Origin of the sequence: Thalassomonas sp. M1454 (assembly GCF_007097525.1) — a bacterium.
In the GTDB taxonomy this organism is placed as follows: Bacteria; Pseudomonadota; Gammaproteobacteria; order Enterobacterales; family Alteromonadaceae; genus Thalassotalea_A.
This window is the reverse complement of the sequence record NZ_VKDD01000002.1, coordinates 590,964-610,440: the sequence shown is the minus strand read 5'-3', so window position 1 is coordinate 610,440 and position 19,477 is coordinate 590,964. Positions and strand designations below refer to the sequence as shown.

The following is a 19,477-nucleotide window of genomic DNA, read 5'->3' as shown; positions in this document are numbered from 1 at the left end:
ACGCTTACCCTATCCCTTGCGTAATCGTTTGTTCACTTTTACATAAGCTAGGTTGTTGTTTATAAATCCTGTACCAGTTTATTAAGCCAACGATACACATGATGACATTAAAGCCAGCTAACAATGCTGTTGGCTCTAAACCTTTTTGTAAATATAAAAATACTGACAAGCTATTGATAACAATCCAATACAACCAATTTTCATATAATTTTATGGTCACTAAATAAGTGGTAGCAACAGCAAATACTGTAGTAAATGTATCGAGATAAGCAAAGTCAGCGGCCGTATAGTTATCCATAATAAAGCCAAGCCCTAAGCTTAATACAGTTAAAGAGCCTACTAGCTTAATGTGTTTAAGCAACGGCCAAGTAATGATTGGTAGCTGGTTATCTGCAGTAAGAACTTTAGAATTTTGCCAACGATACCAGCCATAAATAGCCATTGCCATGTAATACACATTAAGCAAGCTTTCCATTAATAACGACACATCATAAAAAATAATAGTAAATATTAATGTACTGATAAAAGCTGCAGGCCAACACCAGCGGTTGTTCTTTGCCACTAAGACTACATAGGCAATGGATAAAAACACCGCCAATAATTCCCAAAATGGTAAGTTTAAAAAGTAATCTATAGTAGCTTGCATAGTAGTATTTATATCTCTGCTTCTGGCTCTGAGCGATCGCCACTAATAAACTTACATACAAACACGGCGCTGCCGAGTGTTTCATGTACTTGCTTAATTTCTCGCATCACAGTTGCAACAGCTAAGTCATATTCACCAAATACCTGAGTACTCATGCCATTGGTTACAACTTTTAAGCCTTCTTGTGCTCGAAGGGGACGTATAAAAGACCAAATTTCTGCTTTAAATTTTTCTTCTGCTAACGGGTATAAACTAATTTCTATTGATATTTGCATGTATTTCTCTATTAATTAAGCGAGCAGCTACCTTGCTCGCTTGTTATTTCTCTCGATTAGAACTGATAGTCTAAGGTAACGCCAAACTCTGCTGGAGCGCCCATTTGATAATATCCTTTGGCTGTATAACCATCGCGAGGATCATTACCGAAATAAAAACCACGAGTTTGATAATCTTCATCGCTTATATTACGTCCCCACAGTTTAACTTGCCAGTTGTCTTGCAAATACGTTACAGATGCATTGATTAAATCGATAGCATCAGATTTTTCATCATGGCTATCAGAGAAGTAATATTCATCTTTACCATCAACATTTACATTGAACAAAAGGTTATCTGTTGCGTAAAAGTTAACGCCAACATTGTATTGATACTTGGGCGCGTGAGCTTGCTCTCTACCAGATAAATCTTCGCCATTACCATTAATAAACTCTTGATACTCAGAGTCTAAAATTCCAAGAGCAGCGTATAATTCAAGTGAATTTGTTAACTGCCATGCTGCGTCAATTTCAATACCTTGGTTAGTTCCTTCTGCTGCGTTATCTAAATAACTAATAAACTCTTCGCTACCATCAGGACGACGATTAGTAGAATATGTGCTTACTTGCATGTCAGTACGGTCCATATAAAAAACGGCAAACCTGGCATATGCATCGCCATCTAAGTAAGTCTGTTTTAACCCTAATTCGTAGTTCATTACGTATTCAGGATCAAATTCTCTATTCTCTACTGATAATGTACCACTAGAGTTAACACCTCCAGCTTTAAAGCCACGATTTATTGATGTATATACTAATGAGTCATTGGTTACCTGATACGCTAAAACAAGCTTGCCGCCAACCATAGTATCTGATGGCTCAAATTCATTGCCTTCACTATTGTTGTAATCAGCTTCACGGTTTTCAACACGAACACCCGTTGTTAAGGTAACATCATCAGATAAAAAGGTGTCTAGCTGTACATAACCGGCAACAGTATTAGCTTCAAATTCTGATAAATAATCACCTGCGGCGTAGGTGTACTCACGTAATAAATCTTCCGTTTCAGACTTATAATAAATACCTGCAACCCAAGCAGTTGAACCATTAAAGATTTCTTCACCTGCTTTTGAAACAAAACGAACATCACTTGTTAATGACGACTTATCGCGAAAATAATAATCGGTAGAAGAATAATCTCCATATGGGCAATCTGTGTTTAAACATAATTCATTATTACTCCAATCTTCGTCATAACCATAAACGAGATCAGAATCAGCATAGCTAACAATAGTAATTAAATCTGCAGCGGTTAAACCGGTGTAAGTTGCTTTAACGCTAGTAGCTAATGTTTCTTGAGTATCTTTACCTGGTTGATCAGATAAAGTATTACGATTGTTATCCAACGAAAATGCATCATAGCCATTGTCAAAATCTAGGTAAAAAAGTGCCAAATCAATGGTTAAATCATCACTTGCGTTATACTGCAATTTGGTGCGAACAGTTAACTCGTTTTTATCATTGGTATCTTCTTTATCTAAATATTGGTTTTCCATAAAACCATCGCTATTAAATTGCTCAATAGCAAAGCGGTAACCTAAGTCATCTGTTGCAGGCCCAGATAACATTAAACCTAAAGATGTGGTGTTATAATTACCGGCAGTTGCTTTAACTGCACCTTCAAACTCATCGCTCGGATCATTGGTGGTGATATTTATCACACCAGCCATAGCACTTGCGCCAAATTTTGTTCCTTGCGGGCCACGGAAGATTTCAACTTGTTTAGCATCAAATAATGACGCTGCGCTACCAATGCCACTAAAATCAACCTCATCAATAATAACGCCAACTGATGGGTTAATCGGCTCTTTAAATTGACTACGCTCACCTATACCACGTATTTGGTAATAGCGGGCACGGCTCGATCCACTTGAAAAATTAACGTTAGGTGTGGCAAACGTTATTTCTTCGAGGTTTTGAGCATTACGCAAAGCAATGTCATCACTGCCCATAACCGTTAAAGATGATGCCGTTTTTTGTAAGTTAGTTGAGCGAAAGTCACCAACAACTTCAATAACTTCTACATCACTTTGATCAACAGTAACATTATCGTTGTCATTATCTTGGGCAAGTGAGTAATTAGATGAAAGTGCTAAGGAAATAGCGGTTAAAACGATAGATTTTTGAAAATTCATTACAGATCTCATTTATATTTTTATAATGGAGATCCGGCACAAAGAAGGAAATTTAGAATCGATTAACCACTATATTGGGTTAATCATATTCAGACACTAATAAACAATAGAGTTTAAAAGTATTACCATCCCTACGCCGGTATTATCCGGTTCAGGTTCAAAGGGTTTGCGGCTGTTAAGCTTTGCATCTCAGTACTTAAAGGTTTATAAGTACACCCCCTGGCTCGACGCGAATATTACCAATATTTAATAGATTGTAAATACTTGTTATTAAATTTTTTATTATTAGATATAAAAAAACCAAGCAATGGCTTGGTTTTTGTAAATTTTGTTGCGGGTTTTGATTAGCGTTTAAGCATAGGGCCTAACTTATGGCCGCCAACAAGATGCATATGAATATGGTATACCTCTTGCCCTCCGTGGTCATTGCAATTCATGATCAAACGATAACCATCGTCACTTATGCCCTCTTCTTTAGCTAATTTTTTGGCTACGGTAATCATTCTGCCTAAAGTAAGTTCATCATCTTCAGTTACATCGTTTACTGTAGCAATTAATTTATTAGGAATAACTAAGATATGACATGGCGCTTGCGGAGAAATATCTCTAAAGGCTGTAACCAGATCATCTTGATATAACAATGGCGTCGGGATTTCTTGTCTAATTATTTTTGAAAATATTGTTTCTTCAGTCATATTATATTCTTCTCAGCTCTTCTATTTATTCTTCAACAACAAGCGGGGCTTTAAATGATGCCATCATTGCATCAATTAACTCTTGTACCTTGGCTTGGCGCTCTTCAACGGGTACCTTACCTTTTACTGCTTTACTAACTACCGAACGCCATACTGACTTGTTTATGGCAGGGTCAACAATATCGATAATCAAAGTACCTTCAACGTATTGTTTAACATCTACTTGAGTAACGGGTGCATGCATTGGGTAATGCAAACCTCGACAGCGCCAACAGTTGTAGATACCGCTGTTATAGGTTCTGATCTTTGTTTTATCTTGAGTAACTAAAAGGTACTTCACTAGCATATCAGCTTGCTCTGCTGGTGCAGGAGTCATGCCTTTACTGGCTAAAGTAGTATTTAACGACTTAAGCACCCTATCGTTATCTAGGTCACTCAAATTACGGTTTAACGGCTTACTTTGGCTATCATCAACAGAAAACGCATCTACGATCGCATAAGTTTGTAGCGCATCAAAATTATATTCTGGATTGTAATCGACAGCAGGATCGTATGTGGTTGCACAACCGCTTAAAACGAGTAGAAGGACACTTATAAGTAAGTTATTTTTCATTGGCGTATGCCTCATTAATTATCTATATGACTAATCATACGTACAAAATTAAGAATTAAAACCTTTTTGATTTAAATGCTTTATATTTTCGTAAACTATTATTAAGTATAGTAAAAATAGAGTAGATTAAAGAATAGATTTATTACGTTTATATCTTCTCCTTTATATAAATAATTTTGAGACTCATTTGAATACATCAGCCCCAGCAAAACAACAAAAAGCATTTAAAAGTTTACTGCCTATTTTGGCTTTTATAAAACCATACAAACTCATGGTATTTTACGCGTTATTTGCGCTTTTACTGACTTCATTAGTCAGTTTGTCTATTGGTCAAGGCGTTAAGTACGTTATTGATAAAGGCTTTGTTGCTGGTTCTATGAGTGAATTACAGTCTTCAATATTTTTCTTGGTTGGTTTAATTGCATTATTAGCTATCGGCACATTTTGTCGTTTTTATCTTATGTCTTGGCTTGGTGAAAGAGTCAGTGCTGATATCAGAAAAACAGTATTTAATCGATTAATCACTCTCCATCCTAGCTACTTTGAAGAAAATAGAAGTGGCGAGTTAATGTCTAGACTAACCACTGATACCACATTACTACAATCAATCATTGGCTCGTCATTTTCTATGGCATTAAGAAGTCTGCTAATGTTGATTGGCGCATTAATTATGCTACTTATCACTAATATCAACCTAACTATGTACATTTTACTTGGTGTGCCACTTGCCCTTATACCAATGAAATTTCACGGCAAAAAAGTAAGGAATCTTGCATCAAAATCCCAAGATTCAATTGCCGATATAGGCACTTATGCCGGCGAAATTATTCAAAATATTAAAGTAGTGCAAAGCTTTACTCATGAAGATAAAGAAAAACAAGCTTTTGCCAAAGAAGTAGAGATAGCATTCAATATAGCTAAACGCCGTATCAGACAACGCTCTATGCTAATTGCCTCAGTAATATTCTTAGCCTTTTCAGCAATAAGCATGATGCTCTGGTCTGGTGGGCGTGATGTACTCAGTGGCAGTATGAGCGCTGGCGATCTTGGCGCATTTGTTTTTTATGCCATAATGTTGGCTATGTCCGTTGGCACCATCGCAGAAGTTTATGGTGAATTACAAAGAGCAGCAGGCTCGGCAACACGTTTACTTGAATTATTATCGGTAGAAACTGAGATAGTAGAAACGACTTCCCCCCTTACATTATCTAACACTGGTGAAAATAGTATTACGATAAAAAATCTAAGTTTTAATTACCCATCAAGACCGGAAATATCAGCACTAAACAATATAGACTTATTGATACCTGCCGGCAAAGTTGTCGCCATTGTTGGCCCATCAGGCGCAGGTAAAACAACTCTTTTTGAATTATTACAACGCTTTTACGATCCTCAACAAGGCAATATATTATTTAATAACGCAGACATTAAACAGTTAAAATTATCTGAGCTACGTAAAACCATCGGCACCGTGCCGCAAAATCCGATCTTATTTAGCTCAAATGTGTGGCATAACATCAAGTATGGTAAGCCAGAAGCAACTGATACAGAGGTGATTAACGCCGCAAAGCGCGCACATGCCCATGAGTTTATTGAACAGCTTCCTGAAGGTTATGACAGCTTTCTGGGTGAACAAGGCGTTAGGTTATCAGGAGGTCAAAAACAGCGCATTGCACTTGCTAGAGCCATATTAAAAGACCCAGCTGTGCTGCTTTTGGACGAGGCAACTAGTGCTTTAGATGCCGAAAGTGAGCACCACGTGCAATTAGCCTTAAAAGACTTAATGCTAGATAGAACAACTCTTATCATTGCTCATCGATTATCAACGGTAATGCACGCTGATTTAATTGTAGTTATGGATAATGGCTCAATCGTAGATATTGGCGATCATGAATCTTTAATAGCAAGCTCAGCATTGTACCAAAGACTTTGTGAGCTACAGTTTGACCAAAACAAAGACCTATAGCCAATATCAAGGTGTCTGACACCTTGATATGAGAACCACACTTCAAGGTGTCAGAGTTGTTGAAAGTTTAACTACGAGCTTAAAAACTAAAATAGCAAAATCACCGGTTCGCATGATAGAGAAAATAAGCCGTCTTCCCGTGGTGCTTTTGCACGGGATCTCATCAAGCGCACAGATAATTGAAAATACAGATTAAACCGATGAATCGAGGTTATAAGAGTGACGCTGTTTTTTGCTTTAAAATCTTTGGGACTTTGAATCTGAAATGAGTAAATGGTACCCGGGGCCGGACTTGAACCGGCACGTCCGTTAAGACGCGGGATTTTAAATCCCGTGTGTCTACCAATTCCACCACCCGGGCATAATACTTAAAAAGTATGGGGAAGCATTTTTTATAGTAGAGATTGGTTCCCTACTTATTCTTAATAACTTGAAGTAATAAAGAAAAGATTGGAGCGGCTGACGAGACTCGAACTCGTGACATTCACGTTGGCAACGTGATGCTCTACCAGCTGAGCTACAGCCGCTTCGTATAGAGCAAGTTACTTAATACATCGTAGAAATGGTACCCGGGGCCGGACTTGAACCGGCACGTCCGTTAAGACGCGGGATTTTAAATCCCGTGTGTCTACCAATTCCACCACCCGGGCATTGTATTCCTATTTAGGATAATGCCTGTCATTTCTACATGACTAAGTAGCAAAATTTTGTATAGATTGGAGCGGCTGACGAGACTCGAACTCGTGACATTCACGTTGGCAACGTGATGCTCTACCAGCTGAGCTACAGCCGCTTCGCATTATCTATTGTTTGTTTTATTTAAATTGGAGCGGCTGACGAGACTCGAACTCGTGACATTCACGTTGGCAACGTGATGCTCTACCAGCTGAGCTACAGCCGCGTAATTTAAATATAACCTCTTCGCACATTCAACATAATTGATGAAATGGTACCCGGGGCCGGACTTGAACCGGCACGTCCGTTAAGACGCGGGATTTTAAATCCCGTGTGTCTACCAATTCCACCACCCGGGCAAAGTGGAGGCGGGTCCCGGAGTCGAACCGAGGTCCACGGATTTGCAATCCGCTGCATAGCCACTCTGCCAACCCGCCAATTTTCATCAACTAGTTGGTGATGTACTTCCTTAGAAAAATTGGAGCGGCTAACGAGACTCGAACTCGTGACATTCACGTTGGCAACGTGATGCTCTACCAACTGAGCTACAGCCGCTTTCAATTGCTGACTCCCTGTCAACGAGAACGCATTTTACATCGTTCTATTGATGAGTCAACACTTTAATCTCATTTTTTTTCTGACTGCTCAAAAAACAGCTAAAGTGTTGAATTTTTAACATACAAGGGTTAAAACTTGGTTAAGATTTACCCGATAGTTCAGGCCACGACGCTTTAAGATATTGAAACATTGATACAAAAGCGAAAATTGTGGCGAAAAAATAAAAGCCCCAAGCAGCATAATTAATTATTTCTTGTGGTAATTCGAAGAAAAATAATGGAATTGGATAATTTGGATGCCAAATAAGGCCCATCAATGCCAACATTTGCGCCGCCGTTTTCCATTTTCCTAAATCTGATACTGCCACGTTATCTCTTTTACCAAGATCAGCCATAAACTCTCTTAATGCAGAAATAACAATTTCACGGGCAATCATAATAAGCGCAGGAACGGTAACCCAAAGGCTTTGATATTCAGATACGATAAGCACTAAAGCCATGGTAACCATTAATTTATCAGCAACAGGGTCGATGAAAGCACCAAATTTACTTGATTGTTTTAACTTTCTAGCTAAATAGCCATCAACCGCATCACTTACAGAAGCTAACCAAAAAACCGCAAATGCTCCAAAGTTAGACCAATTTTTAGAAAAAGTATCAGGAAAAATGTCATGCATATAAAATACAACGACAAAAACAGGGATTAATAAAATCCGAAATAAGGTGATTTGATTAGGTATTGTCCACATAGCTCTACTATTAACTTTTTGTTATTGAGTTTATTGTACATGATGAAAGTCAGTTGTCATGCAGTGTATTAAAAATATTTTTTGCTAGCTCTTTACTTATACCCGGAACTTTCATTAATTCATCAAGGTTGGCTTTTTTAACTTCTTGCAATCCTCCCAGGTATTTTAGTAATGCTTGACGCTTTTTAGCGCCAATACCTGGTATTTCTTCTAGAGTAGATTTCTTTGCTACTTTCGCCCTCTTCGCTCGATGCCCAACAATCGCAAACCGATGTGACTCATCTCTAATGTGTTGTACTAAATGCAAAGCAGGTGAAATTGCGGGTAAAGAAATAAGTTGATGTGAGCCGCCCATAATAAGGGTTTCTAAACCGGGCTTACGAGACTCTCCTTTTGCAACACCAATTAATAAAGGTGTTTTAGGTAAATCTAATTGATTAAAGAATTCTTCTGCTCGGGCAAGCTGGCCTTTCCCACCATCAATAAAAACAATATCGGGTAACTTTTCTTCGTCTTTTACCTTGCTATAGCGTTTATTGAGTGCAAATGACATAGCGGCGTAATCATCACCAGGGGTAATTCCATGGACGTTATAACGACGATAGTCACTTTTTAATGGCCCTTCATTATTAAACACAACACAAGATGCAACAGTTTGTTGCCCCATAGTATGGCTAATATCAAAACATTCAATACGTTGTATTGGTTGGCTTAACTCGAACACTTTATTAAGTTCACTAAAACGAGCTTGTATTGATTCCTTATGACTATTTTTTACATCTAAGGCATTTTTGGCGTTAGTTTGAGCCAGTTTTAAATATTGAGCGCGTTCACTGCGCACATTAGAATTTATTTTAACGTCTCTTTCAACTTGTTTAGTTAATAACGCCATTAACTCTTGTTGTAAAGGGATCTTGGTTGGAATAACTATTTCTTTGGCTATGTTTTTTTGATCAACCCCTTCCCCAAGGTAATGCTGGGCAATAAAGGCACTGATAATTTCTTCATCAGATGTGTCGCTTGGTATCGTTGGGAAAAAGCTTTTGCTTCCTAAGATCTTGCGTTCTCGTACAAATAATATATGTAAACATGCTTGGTTTTTAAGACGATAAAAACCAATAATATCAAGTTCTGCTGTTACACCCGAGACAAACTGTTGCTGCTGAACTTTTCTTAGTGTAGCAATTTGATCACGATACTTCGCGGCAGCTTCAAACTCTAATCCCATGCTTGCCTGCTCCATACGTGAAACGAGTTGGTCAATAACCACCTCATTTTTACCTTGTAAAAACAATCTGGCTAAATTTACTTGCTGGGCATAATCTTCATCAGAAATTTTTTCTACGCAAGGAGCTGAACATCGATTTAATTGATATTGTAGACATGGACGAGTCCTAGCTCGGTAATAGCTATCATCACATTGCCTAATAGGAAATAACTTTTGCATCAACCTTAAACTTTCCCATACAGCACCCGCCGTTGGAAAAGGTCCAAAATATTCACCTTTAACTCGTTTTCCACCACGATGAGATGCAAGCTTAGGGTGCTTATGATCGGTTATAAGTAGGTACGGATAAGATTTATCATCCCGCAATAAAACATTATATTTAGGCTGGTATTTTTTAATGAAGTTATTTTCAAGGATAAGAGCTTCACCCTCGGTGTGAGTTACCGTAACATCAATAGCTCGAATACGATTAACTAATGCTCTGGTTTTAACACTGCCAACATCTTTTCTAAAATAACTAGCTAGTCGCTTCTTTAGGTCTTTGGCTTTACCAACGTAGATAACCGTTTGTTGGTCATCATACATGCGATAAACACCACTTTGCGGAGTAACGCTGGCAAGAAAAGCCTTATGATCAAAAAGTTCAATTTCACTAGTCATTAATTCGATATTACCTACTAAATAGGTTCAACGTTGTGCATGCCATAGCGTATTGCTAAATGCGTAAGCTCTACATCATTACTTACATTGAGCTTAGTAAACATACGATAGCGATAACTATTAATGGTTTTACTACTTAGGTTGAGTTGATTTGAGATATCAACAACCTTTTCACCGCGTGTGATCATCATCATGATCTGCAACTCTCGTTCAGAAAGGTTGGTTAGCGGGCTTTCTTCTTGTGTTTGAAACTGACTTAAAGCCATCTGCTGGGCTATATCTGGGGTAATGTAACGTTGGCCACTATTAACCGCTTTAATTGCTTGAATCATTTCCTGTGGTGCAGTTGACTTAGTTAAAAAACCGGCAGCGCCAATTTGCATAACTTTTGTAGGAATAGGAGCTTCCATATGAACAGTTAAAAACAACACCTTTATATCAGGGCAATAGCGAAGAATTTTTTTAGTCGCTTCTAAACCACCAATACCTGGCATATTCATATCCATCAACACAACATCGGGTTCATTACTGCGACAATACTGTACAGCCTCTTCTCCTGTTGCGGCTTCAGCAATAACATTAATACCTTTCGCATCTTCAAGAAGCCTGCGGATCCCTGTTCTAACTAAATCATGATCATCCACTAATAATACTTTGATCAAAATATTTCCCCTGTCGCTTTATATGTTGCAAAAATAACACATATATAAATATTGTGATATTAACTATTCTTTGCTTTATTGAAATTAATTAGCAATTAAAGTTTATTTTTAGTCAGCCAATTATTTAACAAACCAATTTGTCCATTTTTATATGCCGCGTAAGTAATTCGTACCGCGTTAGATAAAATAGTGCTATCAGTCCAGTCAGTTTGCTCGTTTATTTTTTCATAACAAGCGATTGCCTCAGAACTTAGGTAACCTCTGACTTCTTTTTTACCAACGTTCTTTTGGCGCTCTCTAAAACGTTTTTGCTTTTCGGCATTGGTTAGAGCTGCTTTTTTCTCCATAGGTAACTCCTTTAATGATTAAATCACCCTTAAATGGTTACGCATAACCAAAATAATTGCAATCTATTTTTAACAAATGCTTATTGCGAACAAGTGTTCGCTTTATTTATGTACTATATAGCCCCAAAATACCTACTTGACTCATCGGTCCAGACAAATATATTCGTAAACGCTATTGTTTAGTGTACAAGTGTACGCTAAAGTGCACTCCTATTATTTTTTATATGGATGTTGGTTGCAGGCAACCCACATCCATTTTTATTACAATATAAGTAAGAAGACTCATGGAACAAAAAAACTCATACGATAAAGCTGGTTTGATCCAGGCCGGTACAGGTGAATTATTTGGCGAAGGTAACTCAAAACTACCTGTTGATAATATGCTAATGATGGACCGAATTATTAACATCACTGAAGAAGGTGGTTTATTTGGTAAAGGTGAAATAACTGCTGAATTAGATATTAACCCTGATCTATGGTTCTTTGATTGTCACTTCAAAGGTGATCCGGTTATGCCAGGTTGTTTAGGTCTTGATGCAATGTGGCAGCTATTAGGTTTTTACCTAGCATGGTCAGGTGGCCCAGGTTTTGGTCGTGCTTTAGGTGTAGGTGAAGTTAAATTTACCGGCCAAATCTTACCAACAAGCAAAAAAGTAACTTACCAAATTGACTTTAAGCGCGTAATTAAACGTAAATTGTTTATGGGTATAGCAGACGGTACTGTTTCAGTTGATGGTAAAGTAATTTACACAGCAACAGATTTAAAAGTTGGATTATTTACAGATACTTCTAAGTTTTAATTTAAACTTTTAATCCAATAAAAAAGGGAAGCTATAAGCTTCCCTTTTTGTTTACCTAAAATTAGTTGGTATTATTAGCGCTTACGTCTAAAGCCTAATAACATTAAAGCAAATAATGATAGGTAACCAAAGCTCGCGCCTTGACGTTCTGTTTTCTCTTCTAGTTCAGCACAATCATTAACAACAATCTCTTCACCACTAACTAGCGGCGTATCCGGTGTTAAGTAAACGGCTCTTAAAACATCTTCTTCATTTGAACTAGTTCCCTCAAGAACTAGAGGCTCGCCTTTTGAATCTAAACGTTCTTGTTTAGCAAAGGCTGTTGCAAGTATAACTCCATCATCGTTTATGCCTCGAGCTTCAACTATATCAAATTGGGCTTGCTGCTCACATGATAAAAATGAATTTACGTCATAGAATTTATCAAGTTTAATATCATATAAAAAGCCATGGCGACGACGTTTAGTTGCAGAGCTATCAACGAATGTTTCTATTTCACCTTCACCAACAATAAAGCCGCTATTATTTATAGCATAACCAATACTTGATGAGCCTTTGAAGAAATCTTCAGGGAAAATAGGTTCAATAGTTTCGGCATTAGCATCTGCATAAAAGAACTTAGTTCTTGGTTTACCATTGACATATCTATACATGTAACCGGTAAACATGCCAGTGTTAGCAATATCATAAGCTCGTGATTCAAAATATGTATCACGATCGGTAAAATCGATTACTTCACCATCTTTAAAAACTGCAGCAAAGCTACCTACTCTTTCATTTCTATTTGGTGTTTCATCGTAATCCCACCAAAAATGAGAGTAACCAACAATTATTCCATTATCATTGATACTAGTAGCACTACTGGTGAAAGCTCGCTCATCTTCTTCGTTAGGGTTAGTAATACCTGTACCTAAATCTTCAACTTCAACACTGGTGCCATCAGCACTGATAGTCCACTTAACAGCATTTGAAAAGTATAGGCGCGATTTATAGCGGAAAATACATACTTCTCTAGGATAATAACGACCTTCACCAACATAATCGGGATCATTACAACCATTGTCGTTGTCATCTAGCATCGATTCTTCAACTTCAGGGTTTAACGCCACACTACTAGTGCCTACGGCTACCTTATTAATATTGATATCATTTACAGCAGACAAACCACCCCACTCAGCCATCAGCGGAGTAGCTTCAATTGTTTCCGACTCAGGAGATAATTTAATAAATCCTCGACTGGTGAATCCAGTGTATGGGTCGCCATCGGTACCATGTGTGATCCAATGAACTACATCATCATCATTCTTGCGTTCATCATAAGGTTCAAGCGGTAAGTAAGGAGATGACGAGCTACCAAATACCCACCCATCTTCGGTAATGCCTTTAGGAACTTCAACCGTTGTACGACTTAACTCACTCGTACCGGGAATAACCGTATCGAAAATAGATAACTGCGTTGAAGATACGCCAGCATCATTGACGAAAACAAAAGTGTCAGAGATTTTTTGATAACGAGTATCAGATTTACCTCTTAACCAACTAATAGTCCAAGATAAGTCATTAGCTGTTGGATTACCTGCCCTTAAAGCATCTTCGTCTTCAATATCGTTAAGTTCAAATACTTGCTCATGATAATTATCTGCATAGCGAACAATATCATCAAAATCATCTTCATCTAAAAGATCAAATTGTACCGGAAAATTATATGATGTTTGTGCTGAAACAACAGTTTGTCCAAGTGTATTAGCATCTATACCATAGGTATGTTTAACACTATCAACAACACCTAAATCGATGATGTCATAAGTTGCAGCTGATGCTGATTGAGCGAATAAAGCGGTGGAAATGCTTAGTGTTAAAACGGATTTAATCAAGGTTTTCATTAACTACTTTTCTCTTGAAATTCTTCTAATTCTTGCCATCTATCAAAGGCAACTTCGAGTTCAGCTTCTAATTTTTCTAATTTAACCAACACAGCTTTGGTTTCATCTTCTGGTTGTTCAAAAAAATCAGCTGAATTTATTTTATCTTGTGTTTCAGTAATCAGAGTTTCTAGTTCAGCTACTTTTTCAGGCAATGAATCTAGTTCCATTTGCTCTTTATAAGAAAGCTTGTTCTTTACTTTCGTAGCTACTACTGTTTTTTCTTTAACTTTCGGTTTGACGTCAAACTTCTTATTTAGTTCAGCTTTATATAACAAATAATCTTGTACGTCACTATAACCGCCAACAATTTGTCCTATTTCACCACTTCCATCGAAATAAAGACAGCTATTAACACAATTATTTACAAAATCACGGTCATGACTCACTAATAAAACAGTGCCAGGGTAATTTGCAACCACCATTTCGAGTAACTCTAATGTTTCAATGTCCAAATCATTTGTTGGCTCATCGAGAATAAGTAAATTACTCGGTTTTAAAAATAGCTTGGCAAGTAATAAACGATTGCGCTCTCCACCAGATAGTGCACGAACTGGTGTGCGTGCGCGTTTAGGACTAAATAAGAAATCTTGTAAGTAACCAAGTACATGACGCTGCTTGCCGTTGACCATAACTTCTTGTTTGCCTTCAGACACGGCATCTTGAACTGTCATATTAACGTCAAGTTGAGCTCGATGTTGATCAAAATAAGCAATTTCTAAATTAACACCTTGGCGCATTTTTCCTGAAGTTTGTTGGTATTGGCCAGTGATTAACTTTAATAACGTTGATTTACCAACACCATTGCCACCAATTAAGGCGACTCTATCACCACGAGTAATAAGCAAATCAAGGTTGTTAATGATACTTTTATCATTAAAAGTCATATTTAAATTTTCACATTCAAATACTAACTTACCTGAGCGATCGCCTTGAGTAAGCACCATGTTGTCTTGTTTTTTAACATCACGGCGTGCTTTACGTTCATTTCTAAGTTTTTCTAGCGCTCTAACACGGCCTTCGTTGCGAGTACGACGCGCTTTAACACCTTGTCGGATCCACACTTCTTCTTCAGCAAGCTTTTTATCAAACAACTCATTCTGTTGTGCTTCAACTTGTAAATCGTGCTCTTTTTGTTGTAAGTAAACGTCATAATCACCAGGATAACTCGTTAACTTACCTCGGTCTAAATCAACAATACGAGTTGATACCGAGCGTATAAACGCCCTATCATGACTGATAAATACAATTGTACCTTTATAATTTTTAAGGAAATTCTCGAGCCACAACACGCTGTCGATATCTAAGTGGTTCGTAGGCTCATCAAGCAGCAGTACATCTGGGTTTGTAACCAAAGCTTGAGCTAAGGCTACCTTTCTTAACCAACCACCGGATAACTCAGAAATACTTTGATCGGCAGTTAAATGTAATTTACTTAAGACTTGTTCAATACGTTGCTCGTCATCCCAAGCATTGTTTTGATCAAGTTGCTCTTGAATACGTGACATCTTTTCTAAGTTTTGCTCAGAAGGATCTTCTACCACAAGATTTAGCGCTTGATGGTACTGACGAATTAATTCACCCGTTTTCTCTAATCCAAGTGCAACATAATCAAATATACTAGTATCTTCTGATTTAGGCGGATCTTGAGCTAGCATTGCTACTCGGATGTTATTTGAAAACACCATCTGACCATCGTCTAAGGTTTGCATACCATTAATAATTTTCATTAATGACGACTTACCTGCGCCATTACGACCAACAAGACATACACGCTCGCCAGTTTTTATTCTAAATTCTGTATTAGCGAGTATTTTATCTTCGCCAAACGCAAGCTCTGCGTTAGTAATTCTAATTAGTTCCACAAATAAACTCTTGTAGTTGTTGTAAGTCGAACGGCCAAAATAATGTTTGATTATTATCTAAGCGTTCTAAAACGGGAATGCTGATGCGGTATAACTCTACCAGTGTTGGTGAGTCAATGATATCTATATAGCTACATTGTGTGCCGATTTCAGCCTGTTTACACAGCTCTAATGCTAATTCGCATAAATGGCACCCTTCGGTGCCATAAAGATTATATGAAATTTGTTGTTCTATCATTATTTAAACTTGTTTAATTAAGCTCTAAGCAATTATAAACGTGTTATAACCCAGCTGTTATGAATGTGCTTGTTACGTTTAAAATCAAAATCACGAGTCACTTCAGTTAAACATTCAGCTTTTAACCCAACTAAATTTAAACCGTCAAAGTCCATTTTAAAATTACGCTTGTTATTAGTGAACACTAATTCTCCACCAACACTTACAGATTTCATACCTGATTTAATTAGCGCTAAGTGATCACGTTGCACATCAAAACTTTCATCCATGCGCTTTGAGTTTGAAAACGTAGGAGGATCTATAAACACAACATCATAGGTAGTTTTATTGTCGCTAAGCCACTTTAAGCAGTCAGCTTGAATAAACTCGTATTTATGGCCACGTAACTTGTTAAGCTCAAAATTATCTTTTGCCCACTCTAAGTAAGTATTCGACATATCAACCGTTGTTACTTTCTCTGCGCCAGCTAGTGCAGCTTGTACAGATACAGAGCCGGTGTAAGCAAATAGGTTCAATAAAGATTTACCTTGCGACTTTTTAGCAACAATCTTACGGGTTTTACGGTGATCTAAAAACAAACCGGTATCAAGGTAATCCCAAAGATTAACTTTAAATAAAGCATCGTACTCATGCACAGTTAAGGCTTTATTGGTTTTACTCAGTTGTTGATACTGAGTTTTACCTTTTTGTTTAGCTCGTACTTTTAGCGCTACTTTATCTGGAGCAATATCCATTACACGTGGCGCCCAAAAGATCACCTCTTGTAAACGTTGAGCAGCTTTTAACTCGTCAACATCTTTTGGCGCGGCATATTCATGGATAACAATATGATCATTATATTTATCAATCGCAACGTTAAACTCTGGAATATCAGCATCATAAACACGGTAACAACTAACGTTATTTTGCTTCAACCATGATTTCATACCTTTTAGATTTTTCTTTAACCTGTTAGCAAAATCAGAGTTTTGACCAGTAAAATCAGCTTCTACTGGCGTACGCTCAATTTGTTTCTCATTAACATCATATAAAGCAAACTGACAATCTAATGGGCCATTTTTAAACTTATAGCGTTTATGACTCGAAAGCTTAAGCAGAGCTAATAATTCTATATTTGAAGTGATTAAGCTTACTTGCCAATTAACAAACTCTTTCTTAAACACTTTACCAAGCTCAGTAAAGGTAGCGACTAATTCAGGTAAAGAACCAATTCGTTCACCATAAGGAGGGTTAAAGATAATATGCCCTGGCTCACTAAATTGATTTTTTAACTCTTCAGCACGGCCTTGCTTAAATTCCATTAAATGGCTAATACCAGCATTACGCGCATTATCTTTAGCGTTACGTAATACACGGCCATCCATATCATAACCAAACACTTTTACTTTACATTGTGCAAGAGCTTGCTCTGATTCGGCTTTCGCTTTCTCAAAGATTTCATTCCATAACACGGCATCATGAAACTTCCAGCGTGTAAAACCCCACGACTCTCTTTCAACATTAGCGCAAACACCTGCAGCCATACCGACAGCTTCTAGTAATAAAGTACCCGAGCCACACATAGGATCGATAAGAGGCTTACTTGTATCAGCTAACCAACCCGAACGAGTGATTAATGCTGCTGCTAAGTTTTCTTTAATAGGCGCAGCACCTGTACCTTCACGGTAACCTCGCTGGAATAAACTACGACCAGAGAAATCAACAAAGAAATGAATTTGGTTACGAACCAATCGTGCTTGAATACGAATATCTGGCTGATACTTCTCAACTGAAGGCCTATCAAGTCCGGCGTCTCTGAAACAATCAACAACAGCGTCTTTAACTGTTAAGCCACCAAATTGTGAATCACGTATGTTTTCGTTTTTACCAACAAAGTCGATAGCAAAGAAATCATCTGAATTAAAATGTTCTGTCCAATCTATTGCTTTCGCTGCACTATATAGTTCTTCTTTATCTTTAGATGACTTACCGTCACCCACACGGATAAGTACCCTACTAGCTAGTCTTGTTTTTAAACAAATTTCATAAGCAGTAGCTAACTCTGCAGAAAAATAAATCCCTTCTGGTTTTTGCATAATATCTTCAGCGCCAAGCAGACGTAACTCGTCAGCAAGCAAAGATTCAATACCAAAAGAGGTTAACGCGATAAATTGATTCATATTTAGTTCCACTAAAATCCCGAACACTCGTTAGTTACGGGTCATATTGTGGCAGATTATAAACAATGCCCGAGCGTTTGTCTTAGTATGGCGTTAAATAACTGATAAATAATCTTAACTTTATTAGTTATAGCGCTAAAAATCACACAAAATAAGTACACAAAAAAAACGACTGTTTACATATTGAACACATACCAAATGTTTATTGCATTTTTAATAAAATAAGCTTGCATTCTAGCAAGGCAATCCTTATAGTACGCATCGAATTCAGGCGCGGGATGGAGCAGCCTGGTAGCTCGTCGGGCTCATAACCCGAAGGTCGTCAGTTCAAATCTGGCTCCCGCAACCAATTCTTCCTTAATCGGAACAATATCAAGGTGTCAGACACCTTGAAAAAGAATTAGCTGAATTCAAACATATTACAGGCGCGGGATGGAGCAGCCTGGTAGCTCGTCGGGCTCATAACCCGAAGGTCGTCAGTTCAAATCTGGCTCCCGCAACCAATTCTTCCTTAATCGGAACAATATCAAGGTGTCAGACACCTTGAAAAAGAATTAACCTGTGATAAATTCTTTCATTGAGAATAAAAACCAATGAGGCTTGTTTAAGATTATCTTAAACCATTCGGACGCGGGATGGAGCAGCCTGGTAGCTCGTCGGGCTCATAACCCGAAGGTCGTCAGTTCAAATCTGGCTCCCGCAACCAATTCTTAGTTATAAGAATTTAAATATAAATAACAGGTTCGGAGTGTTCGACCTTGGTCGTCAGTTCCCTCTTTTCAAAATAGAGGCTCCCGCAACCAACTTCTAACTTAAGTATAAATAAGTTATTCTTTTATAACGGAATTTAAATTGTTATAGGCTTTCTACTTTAAGTAGTTCATTCGGACGCGGGATGGAGCAGCCTGGTAGCTCGTCGGGCTCATAACCCGAAGGTCGTCAGTTCAAATCTGGCTCCCGCAACCAATTCTTATTAAAGTGAAGCACGAAAAAAAAGACCGCAAGGTCTTTTTTCGTTTCTAGCGTTTAATAAATATATTGTACTAAGGGCTCATAACCCGAAGGTCGTCAGTTCAAATCTGGCTCCCGCAACCGATTATTCCTTTAAAGTGAAGTTCGAATAAAAAGACCACAAGGCATTTTTTTGTTTGTAGAATTAAAATATAAGATCTACGACTAATTCTTTATTGTTTTTATTTATAAAAGTACGTTAGTTACGATATAATCAATTTACTTTTTATTACCC

The 19,477-nt window shown here is 37.7% G+C and carries 16 protein-coding genes, 12 tRNA genes and 1 riboswitch; of the genes, 7 read left to right on the top strand and 21 right to left on the bottom strand.

Annotated elements, in window-relative coordinates:
- Positions 1-4: 4 nt before the first annotated feature.
- The 5 genes from pnuC to FNN08_RS04625 form a co-directional block, all read right to left on the bottom strand.
- Complete coding sequence (gene pnuC, locus FNN08_RS04645; RefSeq protein ID WP_143583569.1) at positions 5-646, bottom strand: nicotinamide riboside transporter PnuC; 642 nt, start codon at positions 644-646, stop codon at positions 5-7.
- Positions 647-654: 8 nt separating this feature from the next.
- On the bottom strand, positions 655-921 hold the full coding sequence (locus FNN08_RS04640) for a hypothetical protein (protein WP_143583568.1): 267 nt from the start codon (positions 919-921) through the stop codon (positions 655-657).
- 56 nt (positions 922-977) lie between these two features.
- Positions 978-3,095: a TonB-dependent receptor gene (locus FNN08_RS04635; protein WP_143583567.1), complete on the bottom strand. Its 2,118-nt coding sequence runs from the start codon at positions 3,093-3,095 to the stop codon at positions 978-980.
- Positions 3,096-3,206: 111 nt separating this feature from the next.
- A riboswitch (TPP riboswitch) is annotated at positions 3,207-3,325 on the bottom strand.
- Between the two features lie 114 nt (positions 3,326-3,439).
- Complete coding sequence (gene hinT / locus FNN08_RS04630) at positions 3,440-3,790, bottom strand: purine nucleoside phosphoramidase (RefSeq protein ID WP_143583566.1); 351 nt, start codon at positions 3,788-3,790, stop codon at positions 3,440-3,442.
- A 25-nt stretch (positions 3,791-3,815) separates the two neighbouring features.
- Positions 3,816-4,403, bottom strand: a complete 588-nt coding sequence (locus FNN08_RS04625; RefSeq protein ID WP_185962565.1) for a DUF4136 domain-containing protein — start codon at positions 4,401-4,403, stop codon at positions 3,816-3,818.
- 187 nt (positions 4,404-4,590) lie between these two features.
- Between FNN08_RS04625 and FNN08_RS04620 the strand changes: the two genes are divergently transcribed.
- Together FNN08_RS04620 and FNN08_RS16315 are read left to right on the top strand one after the other, a co-directional pair.
- Positions 4,591-6,369 carry an ABC transporter transmembrane domain-containing protein gene (locus FNN08_RS04620; RefSeq protein WP_143583564.1) on the top strand — a complete coding sequence of 593 codons (1,779 nt, stop codon included), beginning with the start codon at positions 4,591-4,593 and terminating at the stop codon, positions 6,367-6,369.
- Positions 6,370-6,397: 28 nt separating this feature from the next.
- A complete protein-coding gene (locus FNN08_RS16315) occupies positions 6,398-6,565 on the top strand; it encodes a hypothetical protein (RefSeq protein WP_185962564.1) in 168 nt (55 codons plus the stop codon).
- Positions 6,566-6,643: 78 nt separating this feature from the next.
- On the opposite strand, the gene FNN08_RS04615 is transcribed toward FNN08_RS16315, so the two are convergent.
- From FNN08_RS04615 to FNN08_RS04560, 12 genes are all read right to left on the bottom strand, one after another.
- Positions 6,644-6,730, bottom strand: a tRNA-Leu gene (locus FNN08_RS04615).
- Between the two features lie 90 nt (positions 6,731-6,820).
- A tRNA-Gly gene (locus tag FNN08_RS04610) sits at positions 6,821-6,896 on the bottom strand.
- Between the two features lie 36 nt (positions 6,897-6,932).
- Positions 6,933-7,019, bottom strand: a tRNA-Leu gene (locus FNN08_RS04605).
- Positions 7,020-7,086: 67 nt separating this feature from the next.
- Positions 7,087-7,162: transfer RNA gene (locus FNN08_RS04600), tRNA-Gly, on the bottom strand.
- Positions 7,163-7,194: 32 nt separating this feature from the next.
- Positions 7,195-7,270 (bottom strand) — tRNA-Gly (locus FNN08_RS04595).
- Positions 7,271-7,316: 46 nt separating this feature from the next.
- Positions 7,317-7,403: transfer RNA gene (locus FNN08_RS04590), tRNA-Leu, on the bottom strand.
- Between the two features lie 4 nt (positions 7,404-7,407).
- Positions 7,408-7,481 (bottom strand) — tRNA-Cys (locus FNN08_RS04585).
- 42 nt (positions 7,482-7,523) lie between these two features.
- Positions 7,524-7,599, bottom strand: a tRNA-Gly gene (locus FNN08_RS04580).
- 142 nt (positions 7,600-7,741) lie between these two features.
- Complete coding sequence (gene pgsA, locus FNN08_RS04575; protein ID WP_143583563.1) at positions 7,742-8,350, bottom strand: CDP-diacylglycerol--glycerol-3-phosphate 3-phosphatidyltransferase; 609 nt, start codon at positions 8,348-8,350, stop codon at positions 7,742-7,744.
- A gap of 49 nt (positions 8,351-8,399) precedes the next feature.
- Positions 8,400-10,238 carry an excinuclease ABC subunit UvrC gene (uvrC, locus tag FNN08_RS04570; RefSeq protein ID WP_143583562.1) on the bottom strand — a complete coding sequence of 613 codons (1,839 nt, stop codon included), beginning with the start codon at positions 10,236-10,238 and terminating at the stop codon, positions 8,400-8,402.
- A 17-nt stretch (positions 10,239-10,255) separates the two neighbouring features.
- Entirely contained in the window at positions 10,256-10,900 is a 645-nt protein-coding gene (uvrY, locus tag FNN08_RS04565) for a UvrY/SirA/GacA family response regulator transcription factor (RefSeq protein ID WP_143583561.1), read from the bottom strand.
- A 95-nt stretch (positions 10,901-10,995) separates the two neighbouring features.
- Complete coding sequence (locus FNN08_RS04560) at positions 10,996-11,247, bottom strand: hypothetical protein (protein ID WP_143583560.1); 252 nt, start codon at positions 11,245-11,247, stop codon at positions 10,996-10,998.
- A gap of 284 nt (positions 11,248-11,531) precedes the next feature.
- On the opposite strand from FNN08_RS04560, the gene fabA reads away from it, so the two are divergent.
- On the top strand, positions 11,532-12,047 hold the full coding sequence (gene fabA / locus FNN08_RS04555) for a bifunctional 3-hydroxydecanoyl-ACP dehydratase/trans-2-decenoyl-ACP isomerase (RefSeq protein WP_143583559.1): 516 nt from the start codon (positions 11,532-11,534) through the stop codon (positions 12,045-12,047).
- A gap of 74 nt (positions 12,048-12,121) precedes the next feature.
- Here fabA and FNN08_RS04550 read toward each other — a convergent pair whose 3' ends face one another.
- From FNN08_RS04550 to rlmKL, 4 genes are read right to left on the bottom strand one after another with little or no spacing between them, the layout of a single operon-like run.
- Positions 12,122-13,930 (bottom strand): DUF3466 family protein, encoded by a 1,809-nt coding sequence (locus FNN08_RS04550; RefSeq protein WP_143583558.1) that lies wholly within the window; start codon positions 13,928-13,930, stop codon positions 12,122-12,124.
- On the bottom strand, positions 13,930-15,834 hold the full coding sequence (locus tag FNN08_RS04545) for an ABC transporter ATP-binding protein (protein WP_143583557.1): 1,905 nt from the start codon (positions 15,832-15,834) through the stop codon (positions 13,930-13,932). Before FNN08_RS04545 ends, FNN08_RS04550 begins: the two co-directional genes overlap by 1 nt.
- Positions 15,821-16,072: a glutaredoxin family protein gene (locus tag FNN08_RS04540; RefSeq protein ID WP_143583556.1), complete on the bottom strand. Its 252-nt coding sequence runs from the start codon at positions 16,070-16,072 to the stop codon at positions 15,821-15,823. Before FNN08_RS04540 ends, FNN08_RS04545 begins: the two co-directional genes overlap by 14 nt.
- A gap of 32 nt (positions 16,073-16,104) precedes the next feature.
- Positions 16,105-18,231, bottom strand: a complete 2,127-nt coding sequence (rlmKL, locus tag FNN08_RS04535; RefSeq protein ID WP_221931765.1) for a bifunctional 23S rRNA (guanine(2069)-N(7))-methyltransferase RlmK/23S rRNA (guanine(2445)-N(2))-methyltransferase RlmL — start codon at positions 18,229-18,231, stop codon at positions 16,105-16,107.
- A gap of 272 nt (positions 18,232-18,503) precedes the next feature.
- Here rlmKL and FNN08_RS04530 point away from each other — a divergent pair.
- The 4 genes from FNN08_RS04530 to FNN08_RS04515 all read left to right on the top strand — a co-directional run bounded on the left by FNN08_RS04530 (position 18,504) and on the right by FNN08_RS04515 (position 19,197).
- A tRNA-Met gene (locus FNN08_RS04530) sits at positions 18,504-18,580 on the top strand.
- 77 nt (positions 18,581-18,657) lie between these two features.
- Positions 18,658-18,734 (top strand) — tRNA-Met (locus FNN08_RS04525).
- 126 nt (positions 18,735-18,860) lie between these two features.
- Positions 18,861-18,937: transfer RNA gene (locus tag FNN08_RS04520), tRNA-Met, on the top strand.
- A gap of 183 nt (positions 18,938-19,120) precedes the next feature.
- A tRNA-Met gene (locus FNN08_RS04515) sits at positions 19,121-19,197 on the top strand.
- Positions 19,198-19,477 lie beyond the last annotated feature (280 nt).

What these genes read in the sequence shown, in the direction of transcription:
- pnuC (WP_143583569.1), bottom strand. Translation starts at nt 646, where the DNA reads ATGCAAGCTACTATAGATTACTTTTTAAACTTACCATTTTGGGAATTA.
- fabA (WP_143583559.1), top strand. Translation starts at nt 11,532, where the DNA reads ATGGAACAAAAAAACTCATACGATAAAGCTGGTTTGATCCAGGCCGGT.
- pgsA (WP_143583563.1), bottom strand. Translation starts at nt 8,350, where the DNA reads ATGTGGACAATACCTAATCAAATCACCTTATTTCGGATTTTATTAATC.
- FNN08_RS04625 (WP_185962565.1), bottom strand. Translation starts at nt 4,403, where the DNA reads ATGAAAAATAACTTACTTATAAGTGTCCTTCTACTCGTTTTAAGCGGT.
- FNN08_RS04550 (WP_143583558.1), bottom strand. Translation starts at nt 13,930, where the DNA reads ATGAAAACCTTGATTAAATCCGTTTTAACACTAAGCATTTCCACCGCT.
- FNN08_RS04635 (WP_143583567.1), bottom strand. Translation starts at nt 3,095, where the DNA reads ATGAATTTTCAAAAATCTATCGTTTTAACCGCTATTTCCTTAGCACTT.
- hinT (WP_143583566.1), bottom strand. Translation starts at nt 3,790, where the DNA reads ATGACTGAAGAAACAATATTTTCAAAAATAATTAGACAAGAAATCCCG.
- FNN08_RS04640 (WP_143583568.1), bottom strand. Translation starts at nt 921, where the DNA reads ATGCAAATATCAATAGAAATTAGTTTATACCCGTTAGCAGAAGAAAAA.
- uvrC (WP_143583562.1), bottom strand. Translation starts at nt 10,238, where the DNA reads ATGACTAGTGAAATTGAACTTTTTGATCATAAGGCTTTTCTTGCCAGC.
- FNN08_RS16315 (WP_185962564.1), top strand. Translation starts at nt 6,398, where the DNA reads ATGAGAACCACACTTCAAGGTGTCAGAGTTGTTGAAAGTTTAACTACG.
- rlmKL (WP_221931765.1), bottom strand. Translation starts at nt 18,231, where the DNA reads ATGAATCAATTTATCGCGTTAACCTCTTTTGGTATTGAATCTTTGCTT.
- FNN08_RS04540 (WP_143583556.1), bottom strand. Translation starts at nt 16,072, where the DNA reads ATGATAGAACAACAAATTTCATATAATCTTTATGGCACCGAAGGGTGC.
- FNN08_RS04560 (WP_143583560.1), bottom strand. Translation starts at nt 11,247, where the DNA reads ATGGAGAAAAAAGCAGCTCTAACCAATGCCGAAAAGCAAAAACGTTTT.